23 protein-coding genes are annotated in these 22,279 nt (G+C 60.2%); 5 read left to right on the plus strand and 18 right to left on the minus strand.

Features of this window, described 5'->3' with window-relative positions:
• Positions 1-3: 3 nt before the first annotated feature.
• The 3 genes from CKA38_RS03780 to CKA38_RS03790 all read right to left on the minus strand — a co-directional run bounded on the left by CKA38_RS03780 (position 4) and on the right by CKA38_RS03790 (position 3,690).
• Complete coding sequence (locus CKA38_RS03780; RefSeq protein WP_108824298.1) at positions 4-1,239, minus strand: alginate lyase family protein; 1,236 nt, start codon at positions 1,237-1,239, stop codon at positions 4-6.
• Positions 1,240-1,385: 146 nt separating this feature from the next.
• Complete coding sequence (locus CKA38_RS03785) at positions 1,386-2,618, minus strand: glycoside hydrolase family 88 protein (protein ID WP_108824299.1); 1,233 nt, start codon at positions 2,616-2,618, stop codon at positions 1,386-1,388.
• A gap of 73 nt (positions 2,619-2,691) precedes the next feature.
• Positions 2,692-3,690, minus strand: a complete 999-nt coding sequence (locus tag CKA38_RS03790; RefSeq protein WP_108824300.1) for an NAD(P)H-dependent glycerol-3-phosphate dehydrogenase — start codon at positions 3,688-3,690, stop codon at positions 2,692-2,694.
• 188 nt (positions 3,691-3,878) lie between these two features.
• On the opposite strand from CKA38_RS03790, the gene CKA38_RS03795 reads away from it, so the two are divergent.
• Positions 3,879-4,967 (plus strand): 3-keto-alpha-glucoside-1,2-lyase-like domain-containing protein, encoded by a 1,089-nt coding sequence (locus tag CKA38_RS03795; RefSeq protein ID WP_108824301.1) that lies wholly within the window; start codon positions 3,879-3,881, stop codon positions 4,965-4,967.
• Between the two features lie 21 nt (positions 4,968-4,988).
• On the opposite strand, the gene CKA38_RS15270 is transcribed toward CKA38_RS03795, so the two are convergent.
• Positions 4,989-5,516, minus strand: coding sequence for a hypothetical protein (locus tag CKA38_RS15270; protein WP_152032661.1), 528 nt, complete (start codon positions 5,514-5,516; stop codon positions 4,989-4,991).
• 175 nt (positions 5,517-5,691) lie between these two features.
• On the opposite strand from CKA38_RS15270, the gene CKA38_RS03805 reads away from it, so the two are divergent.
• The gene (locus CKA38_RS03805) at positions 5,692-5,934 is read left to right on the plus strand and encodes a hypothetical protein (RefSeq protein WP_108824303.1); all 243 of its coding nucleotides are present in this window, start codon (positions 5,692-5,694) and stop codon (positions 5,932-5,934) included.
• A 152-nt stretch (positions 5,935-6,086) separates the two neighbouring features.
• Here the strand turns inward: CKA38_RS03805 and alaS are convergent, their stop codons facing one another.
• The 4 genes from alaS to CKA38_RS03825 all read right to left on the minus strand — a co-directional run bounded on the left by alaS (position 6,087) and on the right by CKA38_RS03825 (position 11,073).
• Positions 6,087-8,909 carry an alanine--tRNA ligase gene (alaS, locus tag CKA38_RS03810; protein ID WP_108826395.1) on the minus strand — a complete coding sequence of 941 codons (2,823 nt, stop codon included), beginning with the start codon at positions 8,907-8,909 and terminating at the stop codon, positions 6,087-6,089.
• 66 nt (positions 8,910-8,975) lie between these two features.
• The gene (locus CKA38_RS03815) at positions 8,976-9,353 is read right to left on the minus strand and encodes a GxxExxY protein (protein ID WP_236919144.1); all 378 of its coding nucleotides are present in this window, start codon (positions 9,351-9,353) and stop codon (positions 8,976-8,978) included.
• Between the two features lie 45 nt (positions 9,354-9,398).
• Positions 9,399-10,511, minus strand: coding sequence for a 3-isopropylmalate dehydrogenase (gene leuB / locus CKA38_RS03820; RefSeq protein WP_108824304.1), 1,113 nt, complete (start codon positions 10,509-10,511; stop codon positions 9,399-9,401).
• A 256-nt stretch (positions 10,512-10,767) separates the two neighbouring features.
• On the minus strand, positions 10,768-11,073 hold the full coding sequence (locus CKA38_RS03825) for an HPr family phosphocarrier protein (protein WP_108824305.1): 306 nt from the start codon (positions 11,071-11,073) through the stop codon (positions 10,768-10,770).
• A gap of 88 nt (positions 11,074-11,161) precedes the next feature.
• Between CKA38_RS03825 and kdsB the strand changes: the two genes are divergently transcribed.
• On the plus strand, positions 11,162-11,908 hold the full coding sequence (gene kdsB / locus CKA38_RS03830; RefSeq protein ID WP_108824306.1) for a 3-deoxy-manno-octulosonate cytidylyltransferase: 747 nt from the start codon (positions 11,162-11,164) through the stop codon (positions 11,906-11,908).
• Between the two features lie 49 nt (positions 11,909-11,957).
• Here kdsB and CKA38_RS03835 read toward each other — a convergent pair whose 3' ends face one another.
• The 5 genes from CKA38_RS03835 to CKA38_RS03850 all read right to left on the minus strand — a co-directional run bounded on the left by CKA38_RS03835 (position 11,958) and on the right by CKA38_RS03850 (position 14,986).
• Positions 11,958-12,671, minus strand: a complete 714-nt coding sequence (locus tag CKA38_RS03835) for an acyl-[acyl-carrier-protein] thioesterase (protein WP_161554708.1) — start codon at positions 12,669-12,671, stop codon at positions 11,958-11,960.
• A gap of 61 nt (positions 12,672-12,732) precedes the next feature.
• Positions 12,733-13,149 carry a hypothetical protein gene (locus tag CKA38_RS15640; RefSeq protein WP_161554709.1) on the minus strand — a complete coding sequence of 139 codons (417 nt, stop codon included), beginning with the start codon at positions 13,147-13,149 and terminating at the stop codon, positions 12,733-12,735.
• Positions 13,150-13,173: 24 nt separating this feature from the next.
• Positions 13,174-13,650: a T3SS (YopN, CesT) and YbjN peptide-binding chaperone 1 gene (locus CKA38_RS03840; RefSeq protein ID WP_108824308.1), complete on the minus strand. Its 477-nt coding sequence runs from the start codon at positions 13,648-13,650 to the stop codon at positions 13,174-13,176.
• A gap of 89 nt (positions 13,651-13,739) precedes the next feature.
• Positions 13,740-14,339, minus strand: coding sequence for a pyridoxamine 5'-phosphate oxidase (gene pdxH / locus CKA38_RS03845; RefSeq protein WP_108824309.1), 600 nt, complete (start codon positions 14,337-14,339; stop codon positions 13,740-13,742).
• 146 nt (positions 14,340-14,485) lie between these two features.
• Entirely contained in the window at positions 14,486-14,986 is a 501-nt protein-coding gene (locus tag CKA38_RS03850; protein WP_108826397.1) for a hypothetical protein, read from the minus strand.
• 101 nt (positions 14,987-15,087) lie between these two features.
• Between CKA38_RS03850 and CKA38_RS03855 the strand changes: the two genes are divergently transcribed.
• Complete coding sequence (locus tag CKA38_RS03855) at positions 15,088-15,990, plus strand: DUF1266 domain-containing protein (protein WP_161554710.1); 903 nt, start codon at positions 15,088-15,090, stop codon at positions 15,988-15,990.
• A gap of 36 nt (positions 15,991-16,026) precedes the next feature.
• Here the strand turns inward: CKA38_RS03855 and CKA38_RS03860 are convergent, their stop codons facing one another.
• A complete protein-coding gene (locus tag CKA38_RS03860) occupies positions 16,027-16,824 on the minus strand; it encodes a phosphatase PAP2 family protein (protein ID WP_161554711.1) in 798 nt (265 codons plus the stop codon).
• Between the two features lie 101 nt (positions 16,825-16,925).
• Here CKA38_RS03860 and trhP point away from each other — a divergent pair, with 101 nt between their 5' ends.
• Complete coding sequence (gene trhP / locus CKA38_RS03865) at positions 16,926-18,299, plus strand: prephenate-dependent tRNA uridine(34) hydroxylase TrhP (RefSeq protein WP_108826398.1); 1,374 nt, start codon at positions 16,926-16,928, stop codon at positions 18,297-18,299.
• 3 nt (positions 18,300-18,302) lie between these two features.
• Here the strand turns inward: trhP and CKA38_RS03870 are convergent, their stop codons facing one another.
• The 4 genes from CKA38_RS03870 to sufU all read right to left on the minus strand — a co-directional run bounded on the left by CKA38_RS03870 (position 18,303) and on the right by sufU (position 22,204).
• A complete protein-coding gene (locus CKA38_RS03870) occupies positions 18,303-19,430 on the minus strand; it encodes a DNA adenine methylase (RefSeq protein WP_202863955.1) in 1,128 nt (375 codons plus the stop codon).
• Between the two features lie 68 nt (positions 19,431-19,498).
• The gene (gene purU / locus CKA38_RS03875) at positions 19,499-20,374 is read right to left on the minus strand and encodes a formyltetrahydrofolate deformylase (RefSeq protein WP_108824313.1); all 876 of its coding nucleotides are present in this window, start codon (positions 20,372-20,374) and stop codon (positions 19,499-19,501) included.
• 118 nt (positions 20,375-20,492) lie between these two features.
• A complete protein-coding gene (locus CKA38_RS03880) occupies positions 20,493-21,728 on the minus strand; it encodes a cysteine desulfurase (protein ID WP_108824314.1) in 1,236 nt (411 codons plus the stop codon).
• Positions 21,729-21,760: 32 nt separating this feature from the next.
• Positions 21,761-22,204, minus strand: a complete 444-nt coding sequence (gene sufU, locus CKA38_RS03885) for a Fe-S cluster assembly sulfur transfer protein SufU (protein WP_108824315.1) — start codon at positions 22,202-22,204, stop codon at positions 21,761-21,763.
• Positions 22,205-22,279 lie beyond the last annotated feature (75 nt).

A 22,279-nucleotide genomic window follows, 5' to 3' on the forward strand; every position in this document is an offset into this window, starting at 1 on the left:
TCCCTACCTCGGGAGGGGCGGCAGAAGAAGATGCCAGCGCTCCTTGGCGAGGTCGGGCGTGGAAACGGAATAAGTTTCGTAGAGCGCCTTGAATTGCGCGTCGTCCTGACGGGCGAGATAGGCGCGAAGAAGCGGCAGGATGCGGGCGGTTTTTCCGGGCGTGATGTCTTTCTTGGGCCAGGGTTTGGCGGGGTCGAGGTAAGGCGCCACATAGGCGAGGGCGGCGCGCAGGCTGCGTCCATCTTTTGTTGTGTGAGTCCAGCCGCCGGTATAGCCGGCGCGTTCGCCGAGCTGCGCGAGTTCAAAAAGGGGCTCCAGGTTAAAAATCGAATAGTGCAGGGAATTGGTGCGCGCGAGTTCGTGCGGCTGGCGTCCGTCGGGCTCGATCTGCGTGGCGATGTAATGCGGAAGTTGCTTCTCGACGCGGCGGCGCGCGACGGCGGTTTTGCCGAGGGCAAGCTCAAGGTGCGCGGCTTGCACGGCATACCATGTGCCGTGGTTGTTGTTGGCGGCGGCCTCGGCGAGACCGATTTTGCTGGTGGTGAGCCAGGTGTGATACGACTCGAGCCAGGCGCGCATGGCGGTTTGTTTTTCGGCGGGCCATGCGGACGAGGCGGCGATGAGCGCGAGGCCGTCGGTGAGCGCGGTGATGTGACGGCCCTCGAGCACGCCGGCGCCGCGCCCGCTGTTGCGTCCGCGAATGCCTTGCGCGTGATTGAGGTTGGGGTTCATGCGCGTGGCTTCGTCGAGAAACCAGACGCGGGTGAGCATCGCGGCTTTTTCGGCGTAGGTTTCCCTGCCGGTGAGGTAATAGGCGAGGCCGAGCGTTTTGACGGCGTTGCAAATCCGGACGAACTTGAGCGCGTCGTTATCCCGCTTGCTCTCGGGGTTGACCTGGCCGTCGCGGCGAATGTAGGGCAGGCCGTCGGGCTTGGCCGGATCGGGCCACCAATAGGGGGCGAGCGAAAGGTAGTCGTGTTTGTCACCCGAATCGGCGGTGAGCTTTTTGTCGATCACCGACAGGGGCTTGAGGGCGAGCGCCTTGTCCGCCTCGCGAAGCACGCGGTCGTAGGCGGGGCGAAACGCGGGGTCGTTTGCGCGAGCGCGGGCGTTGGAGAGCACGGCGGGATCGCAGCAAAAGATCGCTGGCGGTGGGACCGAGTTCGCGAGCGCGGCGAGCGGGAATAAAATGGCGGCCACGGCAAGGGTGGCGCGACGCAGGCGGGCGGTGGTGTTCATTGGGGCTTCATGACGCGCAAGATGCGCGCGGATTTCAAAAGGGGATGTTTTTTCGGGAAGTTTTTTTGGCGATGCGCGCAAAGGCGCGCCAAAGAGCGCGGCACGAGCGAACTGCCCGTGCCGCCCGGATCATTTCTGACGCGGACTTAATTTGCGGGCGCGGGAACGGCGGGCTTGCCGGACATCTTGGCGCGGTAGCGAAGGAGCGCCTCGAGGAAATAGTAGTCGGCGTAGTTGAGCGGCACGTCGATTTCGCTATTGCCGGGAAGATGGCCGACCGAGTGCATCAGGATGAAGCCGCCGTTTTCACCGACCTTGGCGCGATAGGCGGGAGAGGAAAGCGAGAGGAGCTGCTTGCGCGCGGTGTCGAGATACCACTTGGAGAACTTGGCGTCGGTCGTGTAGTCGCTCAACTCGATGAGCGCGGAGGCGATGATCGCGGCGGCGGACGCGTCGCGCGGCGCGTTCGGAATGTCGGGCGCGTCGAAATCCCAGTAGGGAATTTTGTCCTTCGGGAGCCTGTTGTGATGGAGGATGAACAAGGCGATTCGTTGCGCTTGCTCGAGGTAGGCGGGATTGCGCGTTTCGCGATACATCATGGTGAACCCGTAGAGTCCCCACGCCTGGCCGCGCGCCCATGGCGACCAGTGGGCGTAACCTTGCTTGGTGTGGCGGAACAAAACCTTGCCGGTGCCCGGATCGTAATCGACGACGTGATAGCTGCTGCCGTCCTCGCGGAAATGGTTGGCGAGCGTGGTCTGCGCGTGGCTGATTGCGATTTCGCGGTAGCGTGGATTGCCGGACTCGCGCGAGGCCCAGAAAAGAAATTCGAGATTCATCATGTTGTCGATGATGACGGGGAACGTCCAGTAGCCGTGATCCCACGAACGGATGACACCGGCACAGGGATTGAAGCGACTGGCGAGCGACTCGGCGCCTTTGAGCATGATGTCGCGGTAGGAGGCGTCGCTGGTGAGCCGGAGACCGTTTCCGTAACTGCAACCGATCATGAACCCGAGATCGTGCGTGCCCTTGTAGTCCTTGATGCTTTCGAGGCGCGCGGTGTATTCGCGGGCGGCGTCGCGCCATTTTGCGTCGCCGGTGTATTCGTGAAGGAGCCAGAGCGAGCCGGGGAAAAAGCCGCTGGTCCAGTCGCGCGGGCGGATCGTTACGAGCTTGCCGTTTTCGAACCTGCGGGGCTGGCGGTTTTTCTCGGCGACATCGGCCATCGACTGGAGGAGTTTTGTGTATTGTTGCGCGGCGACGTCGAAGTTTTCGCGCACGAGTTGCTCGGTTTTGCCGTCGGCTTTTTGGGCGAAGGCCGGAATGGCCAAAACAGCACTGACAACGGGGATGAGGAGGGCGTTTCGGAGTGTCATGGTAAGAGGGTGAAAATTAGAAGCCGCAAATGCGGGCAAATGCACGCGAATTAAAGCGGGGGAAACTAGTTTTTCATTCGGCCTTGAGATTGCGGCCCATGAGATCGGTGATGGTTTGATCGAGCGGTTTTTGCTTAAAAAGCACGGCGTGAATTTCATTGAGCACGGGAGTGTCGATGCCGCGTTCGGCGCAGAGGCCGGCGAGTGATTGCGCGGTTCTGTAACCTTCGATGACGCTGTGGCTCGTCGAAATAATTTCCCCAGCCGTGCGCCCCTCGGCGAGGTGCTGCCCGAAGGTGCGGTTGCGACTCCATGAGCCGTAACTGGTGGCGATGAGATCGCCGAATCCGCTCAGGCCGTAGAAGGTTTCGGGGCGCGCGCCGAGGGCCTGGCCGACGCGGATCATTTCGGCGAGGGCGCGGGTGAGGAGCGCGGCCTTGACGTTGTCGCCGCGGCGGAGCCCGTCGCACACGCCGGCGGCGATGGCATAGACATTTTTGAGCGCGCCGCCGAGTTCGACACCGACGATGTCGTCGCTCGTGTAAACGCGCAGGTTGGGGCCGCTGATGGCGGCCTGGATTTCAGCGGTGTCACTGCAGGCGCGCGCGGTGGCGAGCACCATGGCGGCAAGTTTGCCGAGGGCGACCTCCCCGGCGTTGGTGGGGCCGGAGAGGATGCCGGCGCGAACGCCGGGGATTGTGGCGTTGATGATTTCGGAGGGGCGCAGATGAGTGCCGGTTTCAACGCCCTTGGCGAGGCTGATGACGAAGCGGAGTTGCGTGGCGTGCGCACGGTTTTTCTGGATGCGCCCACATGTTTCGCGAAGCGCTTGGGCGGGACAGGCGAGGAGCACAACCTCGGCTTCCATGAGCACGGGGGTGAGCTCGTGGCCGATCTGCACACTGGACGGGATTTCGACGCCCGGCAGATGCTCGGTGTTCTCGTGCCCGGATGCGAGCGCGAGCGCTTGTTCAAAACGACGCGGCACCAGAGTGGCCGGATGTCCGAGTCGGCTGAGATGGATGGCAAACGCAGTGCCCCAGGCACCGGCGCCGATGACGGCAAAATTCATAGGGCCGCAAAACTAGGGATTCGCACGACGCGGTGAAGTGGAAAATTTCACGCAATCTTTTGGCAGCCGACGGGCGGTTGGGCTGGGCCTAAAGGACTAATTTAAAAGACGAGGCCTGCTTGTCTCGGCCCGGCGGGTGGTGCCCAATCGGGGCAGTTTTTTGTCTCCGCCTCCAGCCCCTGCTCATCATGCAAAAACGCAATTCTCGTTTCACACATTTTATCCAGCGATTTATCATTGGCACCGCCATCATTGGCGTGATGTCCGCGGCGGTCGCAAAATCACCCGAGTCAAAAACCGTGCCGCTCTTTGACGGCAAGACGCTTGATGGGTGGATCGATATTCGTGACAACTACGCATCATTTTCCGGAGGCGACATTCTCAACCCCGGATCGTTTGCGCAAAAACTCGCGACAAAATCCGACGCCGTCGCGACGTTCTTGAACGGGCGGTTGAGCGATTCCGTGCGAGCGAGCCTGGCGGATTGCCCGCAGCCCGAAAGCCCGCGGATGAAGCGTTATCGAAACGCGCTTGCGAAGGATTTGAACCGCATCATCTCGGGCGCGGGCATCCACAACGAGTTGCGTTTTCGCGGTGTCGCGCTGAAACAGGAGACGCGCGATTTACTGGCGGCGGGCGCAAAATTAAAAGATGCGGCGTCGCTCGCGCGTCTGAACAAATTGCTAATCGAGGATGCGTTTGCCGGCGATCTCGCGCAAAGTCCGTCGAGGGGCTGGATCGTGAAGGACGGCGTGCTCGCAAGCACCGGCGCGGGGCGCGGCGTGCTCTGCACGGAAAAGGACTATGCGCGCTTTCGGCTCACATTCACAATGCGGCAGGCGCGCGCAAGGCCCGGGCAGGGGCACCAGCCGTGCGTGCTGATTTTTTGCACGCGTCCGAGGGAAGGTGAAAAACCACTCGGCGCGCTCGGCGGGATTCAGCTTCAACCGCCAAACGGAAGCCATTGGGATTATCGTCCGGGCAAAAACAACAACGGGGGCGCGGCGTTCACGAAACTGAACAAAACGCGCTACGACAATAGCGTGTGGTTTCGCGTGGAAATACTCGCGGACGCGACGAAAGGCACGGCGCGCATGGCGGTGGCGCATCCCGCGATGGAAAAACCGCGGGAGGTGCTGCGCTTCTCCGACCCCGCCGCCGGCAAAACCGGCCCGATCGCCCTGCAAATGCACAACGCGGGATTATTCGACGAGTTCAAGGATATCGCGATCGAGATCGACCCGGATGTGAATGAATTGCTGATGCTGCGGGAGTAGGGTTGGCGCGAGTGCCGGGCCTCACACATAGGCAAGCTCGCTTACAACGCCCTGTTTCACATCCACGCGCGCTATTTTAAACATGTTTGTTTCATTTACATAAAGGTAGCACGCCAATATATAAGTGCAGTCTGAGCCTTGTTTGTAGGTTTTTATGGCGGATTTGATGTGTTTAAATAAATCGTTGTATGAATTCTCTTTGCTTTGAAACACCATCACTTTCACCGGTGAATTGGACACAAGTAGTTTTTCAAAATCATACATAATTGCGCGAGTGGTCCGCGCCCACTCAGATTCAAGAACCATTGGGACTGATTGAAGTGCCTCCCACTTTCCTTGTTTACACCAAACCAAGTCATACAGCCATTCTCTGCCGTATCTTCTATTAAGGCCGGAACAGTAAACTCGATATTTGTATTTTTCCCCGAGTTCGCCAATGACCTCCTTCACGGTTTGCGTCCATGCACGATTCCCGTGTTTTTTTACTCTTACGCAAATGACATTTTGAAACGCATTGATTATATCCTTAACGTATTTTTTTGTATTCATTGTTTTAGTGCTCCGTATCTCAGTGGAATGTGCCTTAGCGCACATTGAAAGACGTTTATCGTCACCTCAATATCTTTTCCGACATCAAGCGCACACTTTATCGAATCAGAGTAGACAACAGTTGTCCACGTGGCGTGATATTTTCGAAATCATAAAAATCCGTATTTTAAATTGAATGCTTTTGCAGCACTCCTACCGGGATGCGTTTGACACGGGGCTTGGTCGCACGGCGAGGGCAAGGACTGCGCTGGTCACGGATTTCGGCAAACAGGATGCGCTGCGCTTCAAGATATTTTCGAGCATGATGAGCAATGAGTCCGAACGCGAGGCTGCGCGCGAATGGCTGGCGACACAGCCATTGAGCGACGAGGTGCGCGCCTCGTGGGAGACGCTTGCCGAGGCCGCGGCCAAGAAATGATGCGGATGGCGGCAGGGCGTGGACGCATTTCAAATTTTGATCGAACTACGCTTGCGCCCGGGAACGCGGACATCCTGTCCGCAAGTTTGGAATTTTGGACGGCGCGGCGCGCCGTCTTGCGGGCAGGATGCCCGCGCTCCCAGGAAGACGCTCTACTTTAACACTTCGGCGAGCTTGCCAGCGGCTTTGCCGCCGCCCATGGCAAAGTCGGGTTTGCCGCCGCCTTTGCCGTCCAATTTTGCGCAGAGTTCGGCGACGAGTTTGCCGGCTTGATGACCGGCTTTGTTCGCGGCGGGGGAGCAGAAGACAACCACGGATACTTTTTCAGGGCCGAAGGCGGCGCCGAGTTTCACCACGCCTTCGCCGAGTTTGCTCAGCACTTGGCTGCCGATGCTGCGGAGGGCGTCGGGCGTCGGGGCCTCGACAACGGCGGTGACTTGCTTGAGGCCGTCGGCGAGCCCGGTGGCTTTTGCGGCGAGGTCGGCGGCGAGGCTGGCGGCGGCGCGTTGTTCGTGGAGTTTGAGTTTCTTTTCCGTCTCGGTTTTGTGCGCGAGGAGGGTGTCGAATTTCTGGAGGATGTCTTGCGGGCCGGCTTGGATGCGGGCGCCGATTTCCTTGAGGAGCGTTTCGTGGTCGGAGGCGAGCGCGTAGGCGTGAAGGCCGGTGACGGCTTCGATGCGGCGCGTGCCGGCGGCGATGGCGCTTTCGACGCTGATTTTGAAGAGGCCGAGCTCGCCGGTGGCCGCGGTGTGCGTGCCGCCGCACAGTTCCATCGAGTAGCCGTCGAGTTTGCCGGGCGTGCCGCCGACTTGGACGACGCGGACGCGGTCGCCGTATTTATCGCCAAAGAACTGGTTGATGTCCTTGCGGGCGGCGATGTCGGCGTGCGCGACTTCGGTGGCGCTCACGGTGGCGTTTTCGATGATGCGCTGGTTGACGAGGGTTTCGATTTGGCGGAGCTGGTCGGGCTTGACTTGCTCGAAGTGCGCGAAGTCGAAGCGGAGGTAGCCGGGGTTGACGGAGGAGCCGGCCTGGCGGACGTGCGCGCCGAGCACTTCGCGGAGCGCCCAGTGGAGGAGGTGCGTGGCGGTGTGGTGGCGCTGGATCGCGCGGCGGCGGACGACGTCGGGCGAAAGGCTGAAGGATTGAAGGACCGAGGGGGCGAGCTCGGAGGCTTCGGCGGGGTTGGCGAGTTCGTGGAGGTGGCGACCGGATTTGTCCTTGATGGTGCTGGCGATGGCGTAGGTTTTGCCGTTGATGGAAACGGTGCCGGTGTCGCCGACTTGTCCGCCCATTTCGGCGTAGAAGGGCGTGCGGTCGAAGACGAGGCAGGCGCGTCCGTCGGAGACGGTGATGATTTCTACGAGGCTGGCGGTTTGCGGTTCGGGCTCGGCGTTGTATTGCGTGTGCGTATAATCGAAACCGGTGAAGGGGGTGGGCGCGGCGGTGGCGCTGTCGTTGTCGTTTTCGGTAACGGTGATAATTTCCTTTTTTTGCGCGGCGCGGGCGCGGGCGCGCTGGGCTTCCATTTCTTTTTCGAAGCCGGCGGTGTCGACGGTGACAAGGTATTCAGCAGCGAGAAGTTGCGTCATATCCAGAGGAAAACCATAGGTGTCATAGAGTTCAAAAACTACAGCGCCCGGGATTATTGGCGTATGCAAAATTTTCTGCTGCTGGCCGTTTTTCCCCAATTCTTCATGAGCTAAGTTAGCTGCTCGACTGAAGAGTGCGATGCCGCGGTCGAGCGTTTTGCCGAAGTTTTCCTCTTCGTTGCGGATTACTTTTTCGATGAGCGTTTGTTGCTCTTTCAGTTCGGGGAAGACGGTGCCGAGGGAGGCGACGACGGCGGGGACGAGTTTGGTGAAAAAGCCGGTGGAGAGGCCGAGGTCTTTGCGTCCGTAGAGGATGCCTCGGCGGAGGATGCGGCGGATGACGTAGTTGCGGCCTTCGTTACTCGGCAAAATTCCGTCGGCGATAGCGCATGAGACGGTGCGGGCGTGGTCGGCGAGGACGCGGAAGGCGATGTCGGTGCGTTGTTGTTCGCTGAGGTTTTCGCGGGTGGCGGGGACGGTGCCGGTGTAGGTCTTGCCGGAGAGTTTGGCGATGGCCTCGAAGAGCGAGGTGAAGATGTCGGCGTTGTAGTTGGAGGGCTCGGGCGTGAAATCGGTGAAGGCTTTTGTGGTGGCGTAAATGCCGGCGACGCGTTCGAAGCCCATGCCGGTGTCAACGTGGCGCGCGGGGAGCGGCGAGAAGCTGCCGTCGGCCCCGGCGTTGAACTGGATGAAGACGTGGTTCCAGATTTCGATGCAGCGGGGGGAGCCGGAATTGACGAGTGCGCGGCCGGCGGCTTCGTCGTCGGAGGGAAGGAGGTTGAAGTGGATTTCGGAGCAGGGGCCGCAGGGGCCGGTGTCGCCCATCATCCAGAAGTTGTCTTTTTTGTTGCCGTTGACGATGTGGACGGCGGGGTCGAGTCCGGCGGCGCGGAAGAGGCCGGCCCAGATGTCGTGGGCTTCCTGGTCGAAGTCGGCGGGGTCGTTTTTCGATTTGTCGGGAGAGTAGACGGTGGCGAAGAGGCGCTTGGCGGGGATGCCCCAGACTTTGGTGAGCAGTTCCCAGCCCCAGGCGAGGGATTCTTTTTTGAAGTAATCGCCGAACGACCAGTTGCCGAGCATTTCGAACATGGTGTGGTGGTAGGTGTCGAAGCCGACGTCATCGAGGTCGTTGTGCTTGCCGCCGGCGCGGATGCATTTCTGGGTGTCGGTGGCGCGGGTGTCGAGCGCGGGGCGGAGGGTGTTGGGACGGTGCGCGGCGTCGGGTTTGCGTTCGTTGAGGAAGATGGGGACGAACTGGTTCATGCCGGCGTTGGTGAAGAGCAGGCCGGGCGAGTCGGGCATGAGCGAGGAGGACGCGACGATGCTGTGCTGCTGCGAGGCGAAGTAGTCGAGGAAGGATTGGCGGATTTCGGAGGCGGTCATGTTTTGGAAGATTTTTTTGTTCACCACGGAGACACGGAGGGGCACGGAGATCGGAGGTGAGTTTTTTTAGAGGGAGAGGCGTTTGATGCCGTCGCGGAGGAGCGGGACGTTGAAGTTGATTAGGAGCGCGGTTTTGATGTTGGCGAGGCGCAGGTAGGTGAGCGTTTGCGCCGTGTGGATGGGCATGAGCGTCTCGACGGCTTTTAGCTCGAGGATGAGTTCGTTGTTGATGACAAAGTCGATCCGATAGGCGTCGTTTATGTCTTCGTCGCGATAGGTGATCGGGAGGATTTTTTGCCGTTCAAACGGGATTCCAAGATGGCGGAGCTCAATGGCGAGGCACGTTTCATACGCCGATTCCAGCAAGCCCGGCCCGAGGTGTTTGTGGACGGCGATCGCGGCCCCAATAACACGCCCTGCCAAATCATCCCGATCCAGACTCATATTTGAACTCCGTGCTTCTCCGTGTCTCCGTGGTGAACAAAAAACTCAGAGGTTTTTGATGATCGCGTCGGCCATTTGCCTGGTGCCGACTGTCGGGCGGCCGAAGGCGATGTCGCCGGTGCGGATGCCGTCTTGCGTGACGGTTTTGCGGACGGCGGCTTCGATTTTTTGGGCGAGCGCCTCCTGTCCGAAGCTGTGGCGGAGCATGAGCGCGGCGCTGAGGACTTGGGCGCAGGGGTTGGCGAGGCCTTTGCCGGCGATGTCGGGCGCGGTGCCGCCGGCGGGTTCGTAGAGGCCGAAGAGGAGGCCGAGGGAGTTTTTGCCGGTGCCGAGCGAGGCGGAGGAGAGCATGCCGAGCGAGCCGCAGATCACGGCCATCTCGTCGGAGAGGATGTCGCCAAACATGTTTTCGGTGAAGAGCACGTCGAATTGGTTCGGGTCGCGGGCGAGCTGCATCGCGGCGTTGTCCACATACATGTGCGAGAGGGCGATGTCGGGGTGGTTTTTCGCGAAGTAGTCGGTGACGGTTTTGCGCCAGAGAACGGAGGTTTCGAGGACGTTGGCCTTGTCAACGGAGCAGACTTTTTTGCCGCGCGATTTTGCGGTGGCCGCGGCGGTTTCGGCGATGCGCTCGATTTCGGAGACTTTGTAAACCATCGTGTCGCAGGCTTGGAGTTCGCCGTTGTCGAGGGTGATGGTTTGCTTGGGCTGGCCGAAGTAAATGCCGCCGGTGAGTTCGCGGATGCAGACGATGTCGATGCCGTTGGGGATGCGCTCGGACTTGAGCGGGGAGGCGTCGGCGAGCTCGGGATAGAGGAGGCCGGGGCGGATGTTGGCGAAGAGGTTGAAGGCCTTGCGCAGGGGGAGGAGCGCGGCGCGCTCGGGTTGCTCCTTGGGCGGGAGTTTTTCCCACTTGGGGCCGCCGACGCTGCCGAAGAGGATGGCGTCGGATTCGCGGCAGACTTCGAGTGTGGATTCGGGGAGGGCCTTGCCGTGGTTGTCGATGCCCGCGCCGCCGACGTCGGCGATTTTATAGGAGAGCGCGAGGCCGGCGGGTTTCGTGGCGTGTTCGAGCACACGAAGAGCCTCGGTCATGACCTCGGGTCCGATGTAATCTCCGGGAAGGACTGCGAATTTAAGCGTGGTGTTGGTCGACATGGTAAATGGAAAAGAGGAAATCGGTAGCGGTTGGGGGCGGGGTTGGAAAGAGAGAAGTGCGGGCGGGGGAAATTCCCCTACGAGGCTTGGCGAGTGGTTTGACAATTACGAAATCCCAACTCCAAAAAACCTCGAATCCCGAATTCCAAAAACGAGGCGGCGGCAGACTTGGCAGCCCGCACAACGAATCGAGCGATGAAAATGGCGCGCAGCGCCGATGACTTTTTGAGAATTACCGCGACGATGCCGGCGCGGCTTAGGCCTCGTCGAACTTGCGGGCGAAGAGCTGCTCGAGCTCGACGAGCATTTGCTGGGCGTCGGCGCCACTGGCGGTGAACTTGATCTTCGAGCCTTTGCCCGCGGCAAGCATCATGAGGCCCATGATGCTTTTGCCGTTCACCTGCTCGCCGTCCTTTTCCATGAACACATCGGCCTTATATTTGTTCGTGATACGCACAATCATGGCGGCAGGACGGGCGTGAATGCCCATTTTGTTCTGCACGACGAGCTCTTTTACCAGCGGGCTGGCGGTCGCGGATGATGACGTTTCTGTATTTTCCATTAAGGTGTGTTATGTGCGGAGAGTTGCCCATGGTTGGATTGATGGCGCAGCTTGCAATCTCAAAAACATGTCCCAAAGTGTGCCAACCATGTTCCCTGATGTCGCAATCATCGTCCCCTGCCGACTCGAATCGACGCGGTTTCCGCGCAAGCTTTTGCATGAAATAAAACGTAAACCCTTGATATTGTGGGTCGCGGAACGAATCGCCAGCGAGGCTCCGGAACTGCCCCTCTTTTTTGCCGTGGACGACCCGTTACTCACAAAACCTCTTGAGACATCAGGATTTAAAACAATTCTGACAAGCGTGGAACACCAAAGCGGCACTGACCGCATCGCCGAGGCAAACACCACCGTGCGCGCCAAGCGCATCGTGAATGTGCAGGCCGACGAACCGCTGGTGACGGGCGCGCAGATTCGCACACTGGCGGAGTTGATCGCCGGACCGGTGGACATGGCGACACTTGCGACGCCGTTCACACGCGCGGCGGACTTTGCAAATCCGAACCAAGTGAAGGTCGTGGTGCGCAATGACGGGCGCGCGCTGTATTTTTCACGCTCGCCGATGCCGTATGCGCGAGACCGGGCGGGACAGGTCGATGATGCGTGGGTGGCTGCGAACCCGTGTTACCGGCATCTCGGCCTCTACGCCTACAAGGCGGAATTGCTGGAACGGTTTGCTACCCTGCCTCCGGGCCGGATGGAGCAGATCGAAAAGCTGGAGCAACTGCGCGTGCTCGAAAACGGCTACGAAATCGCGGTCGGTTTCACGAAGGACGCAAGCATCGGCGTGGACACGCCGGAGGACGCGGAAAAGTTCGAGCAGGTTCTCGGCTGATTTGAGGCAGGGCGAACCGCCCCACCAAAAGGCATTTTCTTGCGACAACTTACCGGTCGCAAAACTCCAGCACCGCGTGGCTCAGCCCCGATTTGTTTTTTAGCTGCGTGTATACGCAACCGTTTTCAGTCGCCAGGGTTTGCGGATGCAGGGTTTCGCCGAGCTTGGCGGGGATTTTGTATTCAACCCTGAATCTTTTAATCTCAAACGAAGGCGGCAGCAACTCGGCGGCGATGCGCGCATACTGCGCGTTGTTCATGTGGCGGTTGTAATCGATGTCATCCCTGAGCACCTCCACCGGCGCGTGGCTTGCAGACTCCCCGGCGGGAACGGTTATTTTCCGGTCGAGGTATTCCATGCCGTATTTTGCATCGATAACCAGCGAGTTCACAACCTCCGCCGGTATTTTGGACATGCGCCCCGTGTTGAGGTTTACGAACGCCCCAACACACCATGTGGCATAACAGGGCGCGCCGGATTCATCATATATGATCGTATTGCGATGCCCGAACGCGCCCGCGCAGCCAAACACGCCGGTTGTGATGGTCAGCTTTTCCTTGATGCGGGGAACGCGCAACACATCGACCTGCCTCGAGACGAGCAGCTGCGCGATGTTGTTGGCGCGAAAATAATCCCTGTATGCGGGCTCGGAATCGAGCCACAGTTCCGAGCAATCCTGCATCATTCGGAGCGCGGAAACAAATTTCAGCCGGCAGTCTTCACCCGTCCGGCTCGGAGTCACGGTTTCTGTAATACTAAACATGCGATGTAAAAATTCGAACTGCCTGACAGAAAACAGGCGGTCCGGGTTCCCTCGGACTTTGTCAGTTTTCGCCCGAGAGCGCCTTTTCGAAGGTGCGCAGGGCGGCGCGGATTGCGGAGAGCGTGCGTCCGAGAACCGCGGTGAAGCGCTCGGGTTCCGGCATGAGCAGCTCGGCCACGCACCAAGTGTCATCATCGAGGGTGAAAATTTTCACGACCTTGGTCGAGGCGGTGGCTTCCTGCGCGGCGGTGGTGGCCTTGGCGCGCGCGGCCTCGTCTTCGAGGGGATGAAAATTAATGATCACGATGCGCAGCATCTCGCGGTCCTTCTCAACGGTTTGGAGATAGCAAACCTTGCCCTCGAAATGGAACATGATTTCGCCGTCGGCGTTGATCGAGGGGCGGTAGCCCTCCTCGGACATGTATTCCGTGATGGTGTTGCGAAGCGATGTGAGCGATTCCGGTGTGTGATTTTTCATGGCGTCGTTTCCTTTCCGCGGCGGTTAGCTGAAGTCATCATCGTCGTCGTCATCGTCGGCGCCGGGCAGGGGCGGCGGTTTCGGCTGGCTGCGCATGTGCTCGGTGAAGGTGTTGACGGCGGCGCGGATTGCGATGAGGCAGCGTTGGAGGATGGGGGCGAAAAGCTCCTGTTCGGGCAAAAACAGCTCGACGGCGCACCAGGTGTCGTTGCGCACGATAAAGACCTTGGCGACCTTGATGTCGCTGCAGGTGATGTTGGCCGCCTCGATGATGCGCGCGCGCTCCTTGGGCGATTCGATGTCCCAGAAGTTAGGCATGACGACGCGGAAAAACATCGGGTCATCCTCGCGCACCTCGATAAAGTAGCTGTTGCCCTCGTGGCGAAAACGCACGTCGCCGTCCTGGTCCAGCTCGGGGCGGTAGCCTTGTTGCTCGAGCGCGTCCATGTAGAGCTTCTGGAGTTCCTCACGGGTGCGGCGATGTGGTGTTTGCGAAGACATGGCTTAAAAAGTGTGCGTTGTTGTGATGCGTTTATCTCGGTGAAAAGGACGGTCAAATATGGACGGTTTGCCGGCGCGCGCAAACACGATTATGGATACAGCCATTGCTCCTTGCCCCAAGATACGTCGGTCGAGGGGCGCTCGTAGGCAAAGCGCTGGTGATGGCGGAAGGGTTTTTGCCACCAAAACTCGATGCGCAACGGCTTCACACGAAAACCGGACCAGTTTGCCGGGCGCGGCACCGAGCCGATTGGAAAACGCAGCAGCGTGGCGGCGACCGCTTTTTCAAGCTCCCAATAACCGTCCATCGGCCTCGATTGTTTCGAGGCCCACGCGCCGATCTGGCTGAGCCGCGCGCGAGTGGCGAAATACGCGTCCGCCTCGGCGTCGGTCACCGGCTCGACCGGCCCCTCGACGCGCACCTGCCGGTCGATTGCGTGCCAGTGAAAACAAAGCGCGGCGCGGGGATGCGCGCGCAAGTCGGCGACCTTCGGACTGTCGAGGTTGGTGTAGAAAACAAACCCGCGCTCATCGAGCGCCTTGAGCAGCACCATGCGCACGGACGGGCGACCCTGCGCGTCGGTCGTGGCAACCGCCATGGCCGTCGGGTCGCAGGTTTTGGTCTGCGCGGCGTCGTCCTGCCATTTTTTAAAAAGCGCGATCGGATCGTTGTTGTCGGTGTCGGGCATGATTCAAAACGAAGGCGCGGAGCTCCCAAGCGACAAGCACGAAAGATTTTTTTATAAGGAAAAATGCCGATTCCCGTGCGGGAGCGAACCTTGCGCGCGCCGATTTTGCGCGTCCGCCGGCGGCCAAAACCTCCGGGGAGAAATCCCTACAAAAACAAGAGGTGCAGCTTCGCGTTGCGCGGGGTGCGCGCGGCGGCGAGCTCGCGGATGAAGGCGAGCAACTCCTCGTAGTCGCGCACGCGCTTGGGCGTCTTGCGGCGCTCGGGCGGCAGGAGGGCGGGTCGGATGTTGGTGATCAGGAGTGTCGATTCGTCGTAGGGCGCGAGATGTTTCAGGCCGGCCATGACTTCGTTGCGCGCGAAAAGCGGCGTGGCCGACTCGAGCGACTTGGCGGCGTCCCAATGATAAAAGCCGTGCTTCTCGTGCTCGTGGAAAAACTTCTCCAGCAATTGCGCGGCGGCGGCGGTGAAAGCGGCGTCGTATTTGGCGGCCATCTCGGGATGCTCGGCGGTTTGCTGCTCGAGCTCGGCAAGGCTGAACGCGATGGCGGCCTTGATCTGCTCGGCCAAATAGAGGTCGCGCCCCGTGACGTGCGCGAAAAGGGAATTGATGAAATGAAGGCGGCGGAGTTCGTCGCGAGTGGACATGCGCGTCATATATGGGAACCTCGAAACGGACTGCCAAGTCCCGGCGCAAAAACTTATTCACATTGCTTTTAAACGCATCCCTTTTGTATTTTCCGCCAGTCATGCCCCTGCTGCAAATTGCCATCACCATCCCCGACTCGGTCACACCATACATCGCGGCGTTCATCATTACGGTCACGGCGAGTTATTTTTTCTTCGTCAAAATACTTCCCGCGCTGCAAGGCCGCCCGAGCCCCATTCGCGAAGCCGACGATGAAGAGGATGACGACGAGCATGATGACGGCGAGGAGGACGACGACGAGGATTGCATGATTTATTACAACGATGATCCCGATGTCGCGCTGCCGCCCGAACAGTATAAAAAACTTTCCCTCGGCGCGATTTACAGCGAGCAACAAAAGGCGTGGCTGAACACCCTCGACACCGGCCTTCCCAAAAAAGAAGTCCGGCGCGTTGTCGGCGAATGGTGGGGAATCGCGGGCGTTGATGATGCGGCGTCCACGCTCGATTACCTGCGCGACAAGGGATTTCGCCATTATTTTCCCGTCGTGATGCGCGCCTATCGCGAACCCGCCGCGGAGCAAAAACGCATCGTCGCGGCCGCGTTTCCCGACTGCGAGGAGGATCGCGAAAAAACGCTGGCTCAAATTTCCCACCTCAACGAAACGCTTGATGAGCTCGTGGAGGATGGCGTGATCGACTCGACGGCGAGCGCGAGCATCGAGCGCTACGGAGTCGCCGGATGGGATTGCGGGCGGCTTGTGTATCTGGCGCGACTGTGCCGCGAGATGCGTTACATCAACGACGAGCAAACTTGGAATTACATTGAGGCCGCCCACCAAATTGCGGGACAAACCTTCGGCTCGTGGAAAGAATACGCGAAGAGTTATGTGATCGGCCGCGCGCTCTGGGGCGGCGCCGATTGCGACAACAGCGACATTGCCGAGATCGCCGATTATTTGCTCGAGGACGAGGACAGCCCGTGGGTGCAAATGCCGTGGTGACGAGGCGCAAAATATCCGCGCGCCGCCAATGACGGCTCAAGATCCGGCGCGTCCCGCGGGCGGCGTCATGCGATTTCGGCAAACCGCGGCAAGACCCGCAACAACAACCCAGCTCAGCAACACACCCGCCGCCACATCGCCGGGCCAGTGCATGCCGAGCGCAAGGCGCGTGCTTTCCACAAGCAGCGCCCATGCAACCAGGGCGCAGCAACACACTCGCCCGCCCCACCCTCGCCTCCACAACAACGTCACGCCCAGCAACGCCCATACTGCGACAAAGGCCGTGTGCCCCGAGGGAAACGAATACCCCGTTTTCGCCTCCCAATGTTTGCGCAGCGCTTCAGGCACTCGCGGGTCGGCGGCGATGTTTTCCCGCAACCATTCCGCGCGCCCGCCGCGCATCATCGCGTAAAACTGCTCGCTTTTCAGCCCGTGATTTTGCGCAAGCCATTCGACATACGGACGCGGTTCCTGAAATGAATTCTTCAACACCGTCTTGACGATTTGGCCGCCGCAAACCGCCGCCGCGCACAACAACACAACCATGAGCGCGCCGCGCGGCCACGACGGCTTGATCAACAAGACAAACAATGCCGCCAGCGCCCCGCATGTCGCGATCGCGAAGGGAAACCCCGCGGTGTCCGTCAGAAGCACCGCCGCGGGAACCCACGATTTATTTTCGGGCGTCCACTGCCAGCCGGCAATCCATGCCGCCAGCGCGGGAGCAAGCAGCACGACCGTTGCGATTGCGGTCGCGAGGACGATTCGCGACAAACCGGCGGATCGATTTGCGACACCGTCACGGGCGCGTGATGAGTTGGAAGGCTGGGACACGCCGGAAACTATTGGCGGGCGCGGCGGCATTTGGAAATCCTTTTAACGCGGCGCGATTTTGCACCTCGCAACACACACCGCGCCGTCTTCTCATGGCGCGCATGAACAAACCACGCCGTCCCGAACTCCTCAGCCCCGCCGGTTCGCTGAAAGCCCTGCGCTTCGCCTGCGCCTACGGAGCCGACGCCGTTTACGCGGGCCTGCCGCGCTACAGCCTGCGCGTGCGCAAAAACACCTTTCGCAACGCCGCCGCGCTCGCCGAGGGCATCGCGACCGCGCACACCGCCGGCAAACAATTCTTCCTCGCCGTCAACCTCGTCCCGCACGACCGCAAAGTGCGCACCTTCATCGACGACATGGCGCCCATCCTCGACAACACGCAAAAACCCGACGCGCTCATCATGGCCGATCCCGGGCTCATCATGCTTGTGCGCGAACGCTGGCCCGAAATGCCCGTGCATCTCTCCGTGCAGGCAAGCACGATGAACTCCGCGAGCGTGCGTTTCTGGCAAAAACTCGGGCTGCGCCGAATCATCCTCTCGCGCGAGCTTTCACTCGATGAAATCTCCGAAATCCGCCAGGCGTGCCCCGACATGGAGCTGGAGGTGTTTGTCCACGGCGCGCTCTGCATCGCGCATTCGGGGCGCTGTCTGCTGTCCGGTTATTTCAGCAGTCGCGATTCCAACCAAGGCGCGTGCACCAATTCCTGCCGCTGGAAATACGGCATTGTTCCGGATCCGTCCGCGGAGGCGCACCCACAAAACGCCTTCACCCCCGATCCCGCCTACCATCCGCATCCGCTCGCGCAACAACCCTGGCTCATCGACGAAACCGCCCGCCGCGCCGGCGAATACATGGAAATCTCCGAGGACGAAAACGGCGCCTACATCATGAACTCGCGCGACCTCCGTGCCATCGAGCACGTGCGCCGTCTCGTCGAGATCGGCGTTGACTCGCTCAAGATCGAGGGCCGCACCAAGTCGCACTACTACGCCGCCCGCACCGCACAACTATACAAGCGCGCCATCGACGACGCCGTCGCGGGCCGTCCCTTCGATCCCGCGCTCCTCGCAAAACTCGACGGCCTCGCCAACCGCGGCTACACGGACGGTTTTCTCGGACGCCACGAGGCGCGCGAAACGCAAAACTACGAACGCGGCGAATCACGCACCGACACGCAGGAATTCGTCGCCGAGGTGACTGCCTATGATGCGGCGACAGGCTATTCCACGCTCGACGTGAAAAACCGCTTCGTCGTCGGAGACCGCTTGGAAATCATCTCGCCCGACGGCGACCGCGACATGACGCTTGGCGCACTCGAAAACACCGAAGGCCATCCCGTCGAAACCGCCCCCGGCAACGGCCACACCGTCCGCGCCAAACTCGGCGAAACGCTCCCGGGATTGACGCTGGTGGCGCGATATTTGCAAACAGAGCGGGAAGCGCGCACGGACGCCGGCCCGGCAGGCTCGTGATCCCTATTGTTTCTCCAGCAAATACAAAAACTCCCTGACGTGCTTCGAGCGGTTGCCCAGGTTTCGGCTGGCGCGGAAGGTGTTATATTTTGTTTCGAGAACGGTGAGCTTTCCGCATTTTTCCAGGGCGTTTATAAAACCTTCGCGCGAAATAAATCCCTCCGAATTATATGATATTAATATAAACTTCGCCTTGCAGCGCGCGACAAGGTTCAGGAGCGCGTTCTCGGCTTCCGTTTTCAGATTATACGCGGAGCGTTTCCAATTCGTCGGAATCCCGGAGATTTTGCTGATTTTTGCGGGCCGTTCATAATCCGCCAGCAGGTTCAGCATAAAATAATTCGAACCGTAGGGATGCTGATTGTAAGGCGGGTCGAGGTAGGCGATATCGACTTCCGCAATGTCGTCGATGATCGTGTTCGCATCGCCCTGCATAACGCTGAAATCGCACTCGAAACGCGAAAACACGGGCGTGTCGATTTCGATTTTTCCAAGGATGCGCGAGAGGGCGTTTTTGGCATGGCCGCCGAATTCGCCGACGCGGTTTTTGTTTTTATAAAATCCCTTGAACACGCCCGAGGTGTTTGCGTGCACGGAGGCGCGGGCGATCAACGGGGCGAGAAAATATTTTTGCATGTCCGCCGGTAGCGCGGCGATTTGCTGGCGCGCGGTGTCGAGGAATTGCGCGTTGCGGCGCGTATAAAAACAGCGGTCCTGCGGCGTGATGCTGTCTTCGTCGCGGGGCGCGTAGAGCTCGGTGATGAAACCGGGCGCGAGATTGTTTTCCACGGCGCGGCGCAGTTCGGCGGCGAGCGATTGCAACGCGCCCGGATCGACCGCGGACGCATTCGAGAGATAACATTCGTTTGTGATGCGGCTGTAGTTTTCGAGATCGTTGGCGATTATGTGCGCGGAGTGCTGCTTGAGATAACGCGCTACGATTCCGGTGCCTGAAAACAAATCGAGCGAGCGCAGTTTGTTTTTCCCGAGCCGCCTTTTGACAATGCCAAGCCCCTCGCCGATGAACGGCAGCAACGCGCGCTTGTTGCCGATGTAGGTGATGATCTGCGACTGGAGGTAGGCGGCGTCCTCCAAGGTGGCACGGACATTTCTGTCTGCGCGGATATTCACGCCGCCTTCGGCACAGACAGGAATGTCCGTGCTACCTTGATTGCGCTGTGCCTCGCATTCCACTCGGATCAATCGAACACCACGGTCTTGTTTCCGTAGATGAGCACGCGGTGGTCGAGGTGCCAGCGAACGGCTTGGGCGAGGACGATTTTTTCCAGGTCGCGGCCTTTGCGAATCAGGTCCTCCACGCTGTGGCGGTGCGTGACGCGAGCCACGTCCTGCTGGATGATCGGGCCGTCGTCGAGCACGGGCGTGGCGTAGTGCGCGGTCGCGCCGATGAGTTTTACGCCGCGCGTGTGCGCCTGATGATACGGTTTGCCGCCGGCGAAGGCGGGGAGGAACGAGTGGTGGATGTTGATGACGGGAAACGTCGCCTTGCCCAGAAAATCGGCGGAGAGCACTTGCATGTAACGCGCCATGATCACGAGCTCGACGCCGAGTTTTTCGCAGAGCGCGAGTTGCGCTGCCTCGGCGGCGGGTTTCGTCTCCGCCGTGACGGGGATGTGATGAAAGGGCAGTTCGTAGTTTTGCGCGGCGGCCTCGAGGTCGCGGTGGTTTGATACAATGGCGACAATGTCGCAGTGATAGTCGCCCGATTTCCAGCGGAGGATGAGGTCGTGGAAACAGTGGTCGAACTTCGACACAAAAATGGCGACGCGCGTGCGGTGCGCGGCGTTGGCGACACGGACGTTCATGCCGAGGTTTTCGGCGAAGCGTTTGAAGAGCGTGCCATCGGATGAGAGTCCCTTGCCGGCGGTGGCGGTCCACTCGATGCGCTGGAAAAAGATTTCGGCCTGCATGTCGCGATGCTGGTCGGCATGGAGAATATTGCCGCCGTTTTCGTAAATCCAGCCGGAAGTTTTTGCGACGAGTCCGGGCTGGTCCGGGCCGTGAAGGAGCGCGACGAGGGTTGTCTCAGTATTGTTCGTATTGGCGGATGACATGGATGGTTTGTTCGAAATTTTTATTAACCACGGAGAACACGGAGAAGCACGGAGGTGAAAAAATCGTGTTCTGTCTGTCTCCGTGTCTCTCCGTGTTCTCCGTGGTTAAATAATAATACTAACTGCCGAAGAATTTCAGGATTTTGTGGAGGGATTTTATCAAGGCGTCGATTTCCTCCGGCGTGTTGTAGATATAAAAACTGGCGCGCGTGGTGCTGGACAGGCCGAGTTTGCGCATGAGGGGTTGGTTGCAATGATGGCCGCCGCGCAGGGCGACGCCGTCCTGGTCGGCGAAGGTGACGACGTCGTGCGCGTGCACTTCATTGAACGCAAAACTCACCAAGCCGCCGCGCTTGCTGTTTTGTTCGGGGCCGAGAATGCGAATGCCGGGCAGCTCGGCGAGCGCGGCGCGGGCCTGCGCGGCGAGGCTGTTGTCGTGCCCGGCGATGAGCGGGCGGCCGATGGCATCGAGGTAATCCATCGCGGCGTGCAGGCCGATGGCGCCGGAGACATCGGGCGTGCCGGCCTCGTAGCGCTCGGGCGAGGGTTTGTAGGTGGTGTTGAAATATTCGACGCTGGTGATCATGCCGCCGCCGCCCTGCCACGGCGGCATCGCGTCGAGGAGCGCGCGGCGTCCATAGAGAACGCCGATGCCGGTGGGACCGCACATTTTGTGTCCGGAGAAGGCGAGAAAGTCGCAATCGAGCGCGCGGACATCGAGCGGTTCGTGTCCGATTGATTGCGCGGCGTCGACGAGCGTGAGCGCGCCGACTTTTTTTGCGCGCGCGCAGAGTTCGGCGACGGGATTGATGACGCCGAGGGTGTTGGAGATGTGCGTGAATGCGAACAGCTTCACCTCTGGCGTGAGGAGTTTGTCGAGCGCGTCGAGATCGAGCCCGTGTTGCGCGTTTTCACCGGCGACGGGCACGTAGCGGAGCGTGGCGCCGGTGCGTTGCGCGATTTGCTGCCACGGCACGAGGTTGGAGTGGTGCTCCATTTCCGTGAGGAGGATGACGTCGCCGGCGCGGAGGTTTGCCGCGCCCCAGCTTTGCGCGACGAGATTGACGGACTCGGTGGTGCCGCGCGTGAAAATGATCTCGGCGGGATCGGCGGCGTTGATGAATTGCGCGGTGCGTTTGCGGGCGGCCTCATAGCCATCGGTCGAGCGCATGGAGAGCGCGTGGAGGCCGCGATGGACGTTGCTGTTGTCGCGCTCGTAATAGCGCGAGATCGCGTCGATGACCGCGCGCGGTTTTTGCGAGGTGGCGGCGTTGTCGAGATAGACGAGCGGATGCGCGCCGACGTTTTGGTTGAGCGCGGGAAAATCGGCGCGTGTGTGTGCGAGTGAAGTCATTTTGAAAATAGGAAGGCGGCGGAATCGCGGGTTTATTGCTGGGACTCCGGCGTTTTGTCGGGCTGCTTGAGCGCCTCGAGGGCGGCGTGCCAGGCGAGCGTGGCGCATTTTATGCGCGCGGGGAAGGCGTGCACTCCCGCAAACGCGGCCAGCTCGGAAAACTCCTCGGGGGCGTTGCCGGTTTTCACGATTTCGGCGAACTCGTTAAACGTCGTCTCCGCGTCGGCGGCGGTTTTGCCCTTGAGCTGCGTGGTCATGAGCGAGGCCGACGCCTGCGAAATCGCGCAGCCGGAACCCTCGAAAGTGATCTCGCCGATATGGTCCGCGTCCATGCGCACATACACCGTGCACTGGTCGCCGCAAGTCGGGTTGTCGCCCGTGGCGACGCGCGTGGCGGTGGGCAGCTTGCGGCGGTTGCGCGGGCGCTTGTTGTGATCGAGGATGACCGATTGGTAGAGATCGTTGAGTTCGCTCATGGCGGAAGAAAGAAACCAGTATGGGAAAAAACCTCCGCGTAGCAATAGCGTGAAAATTGCGCAAGCAGCCAAAAA

The sequence above is a fragment of the Ereboglobus luteus genome, assembly GCF_003096195.1.
GTDB lineage: Bacteria > Verrucomicrobiota > Verrucomicrobiia > Opitutales > Opitutaceae > Ereboglobus > Ereboglobus luteus.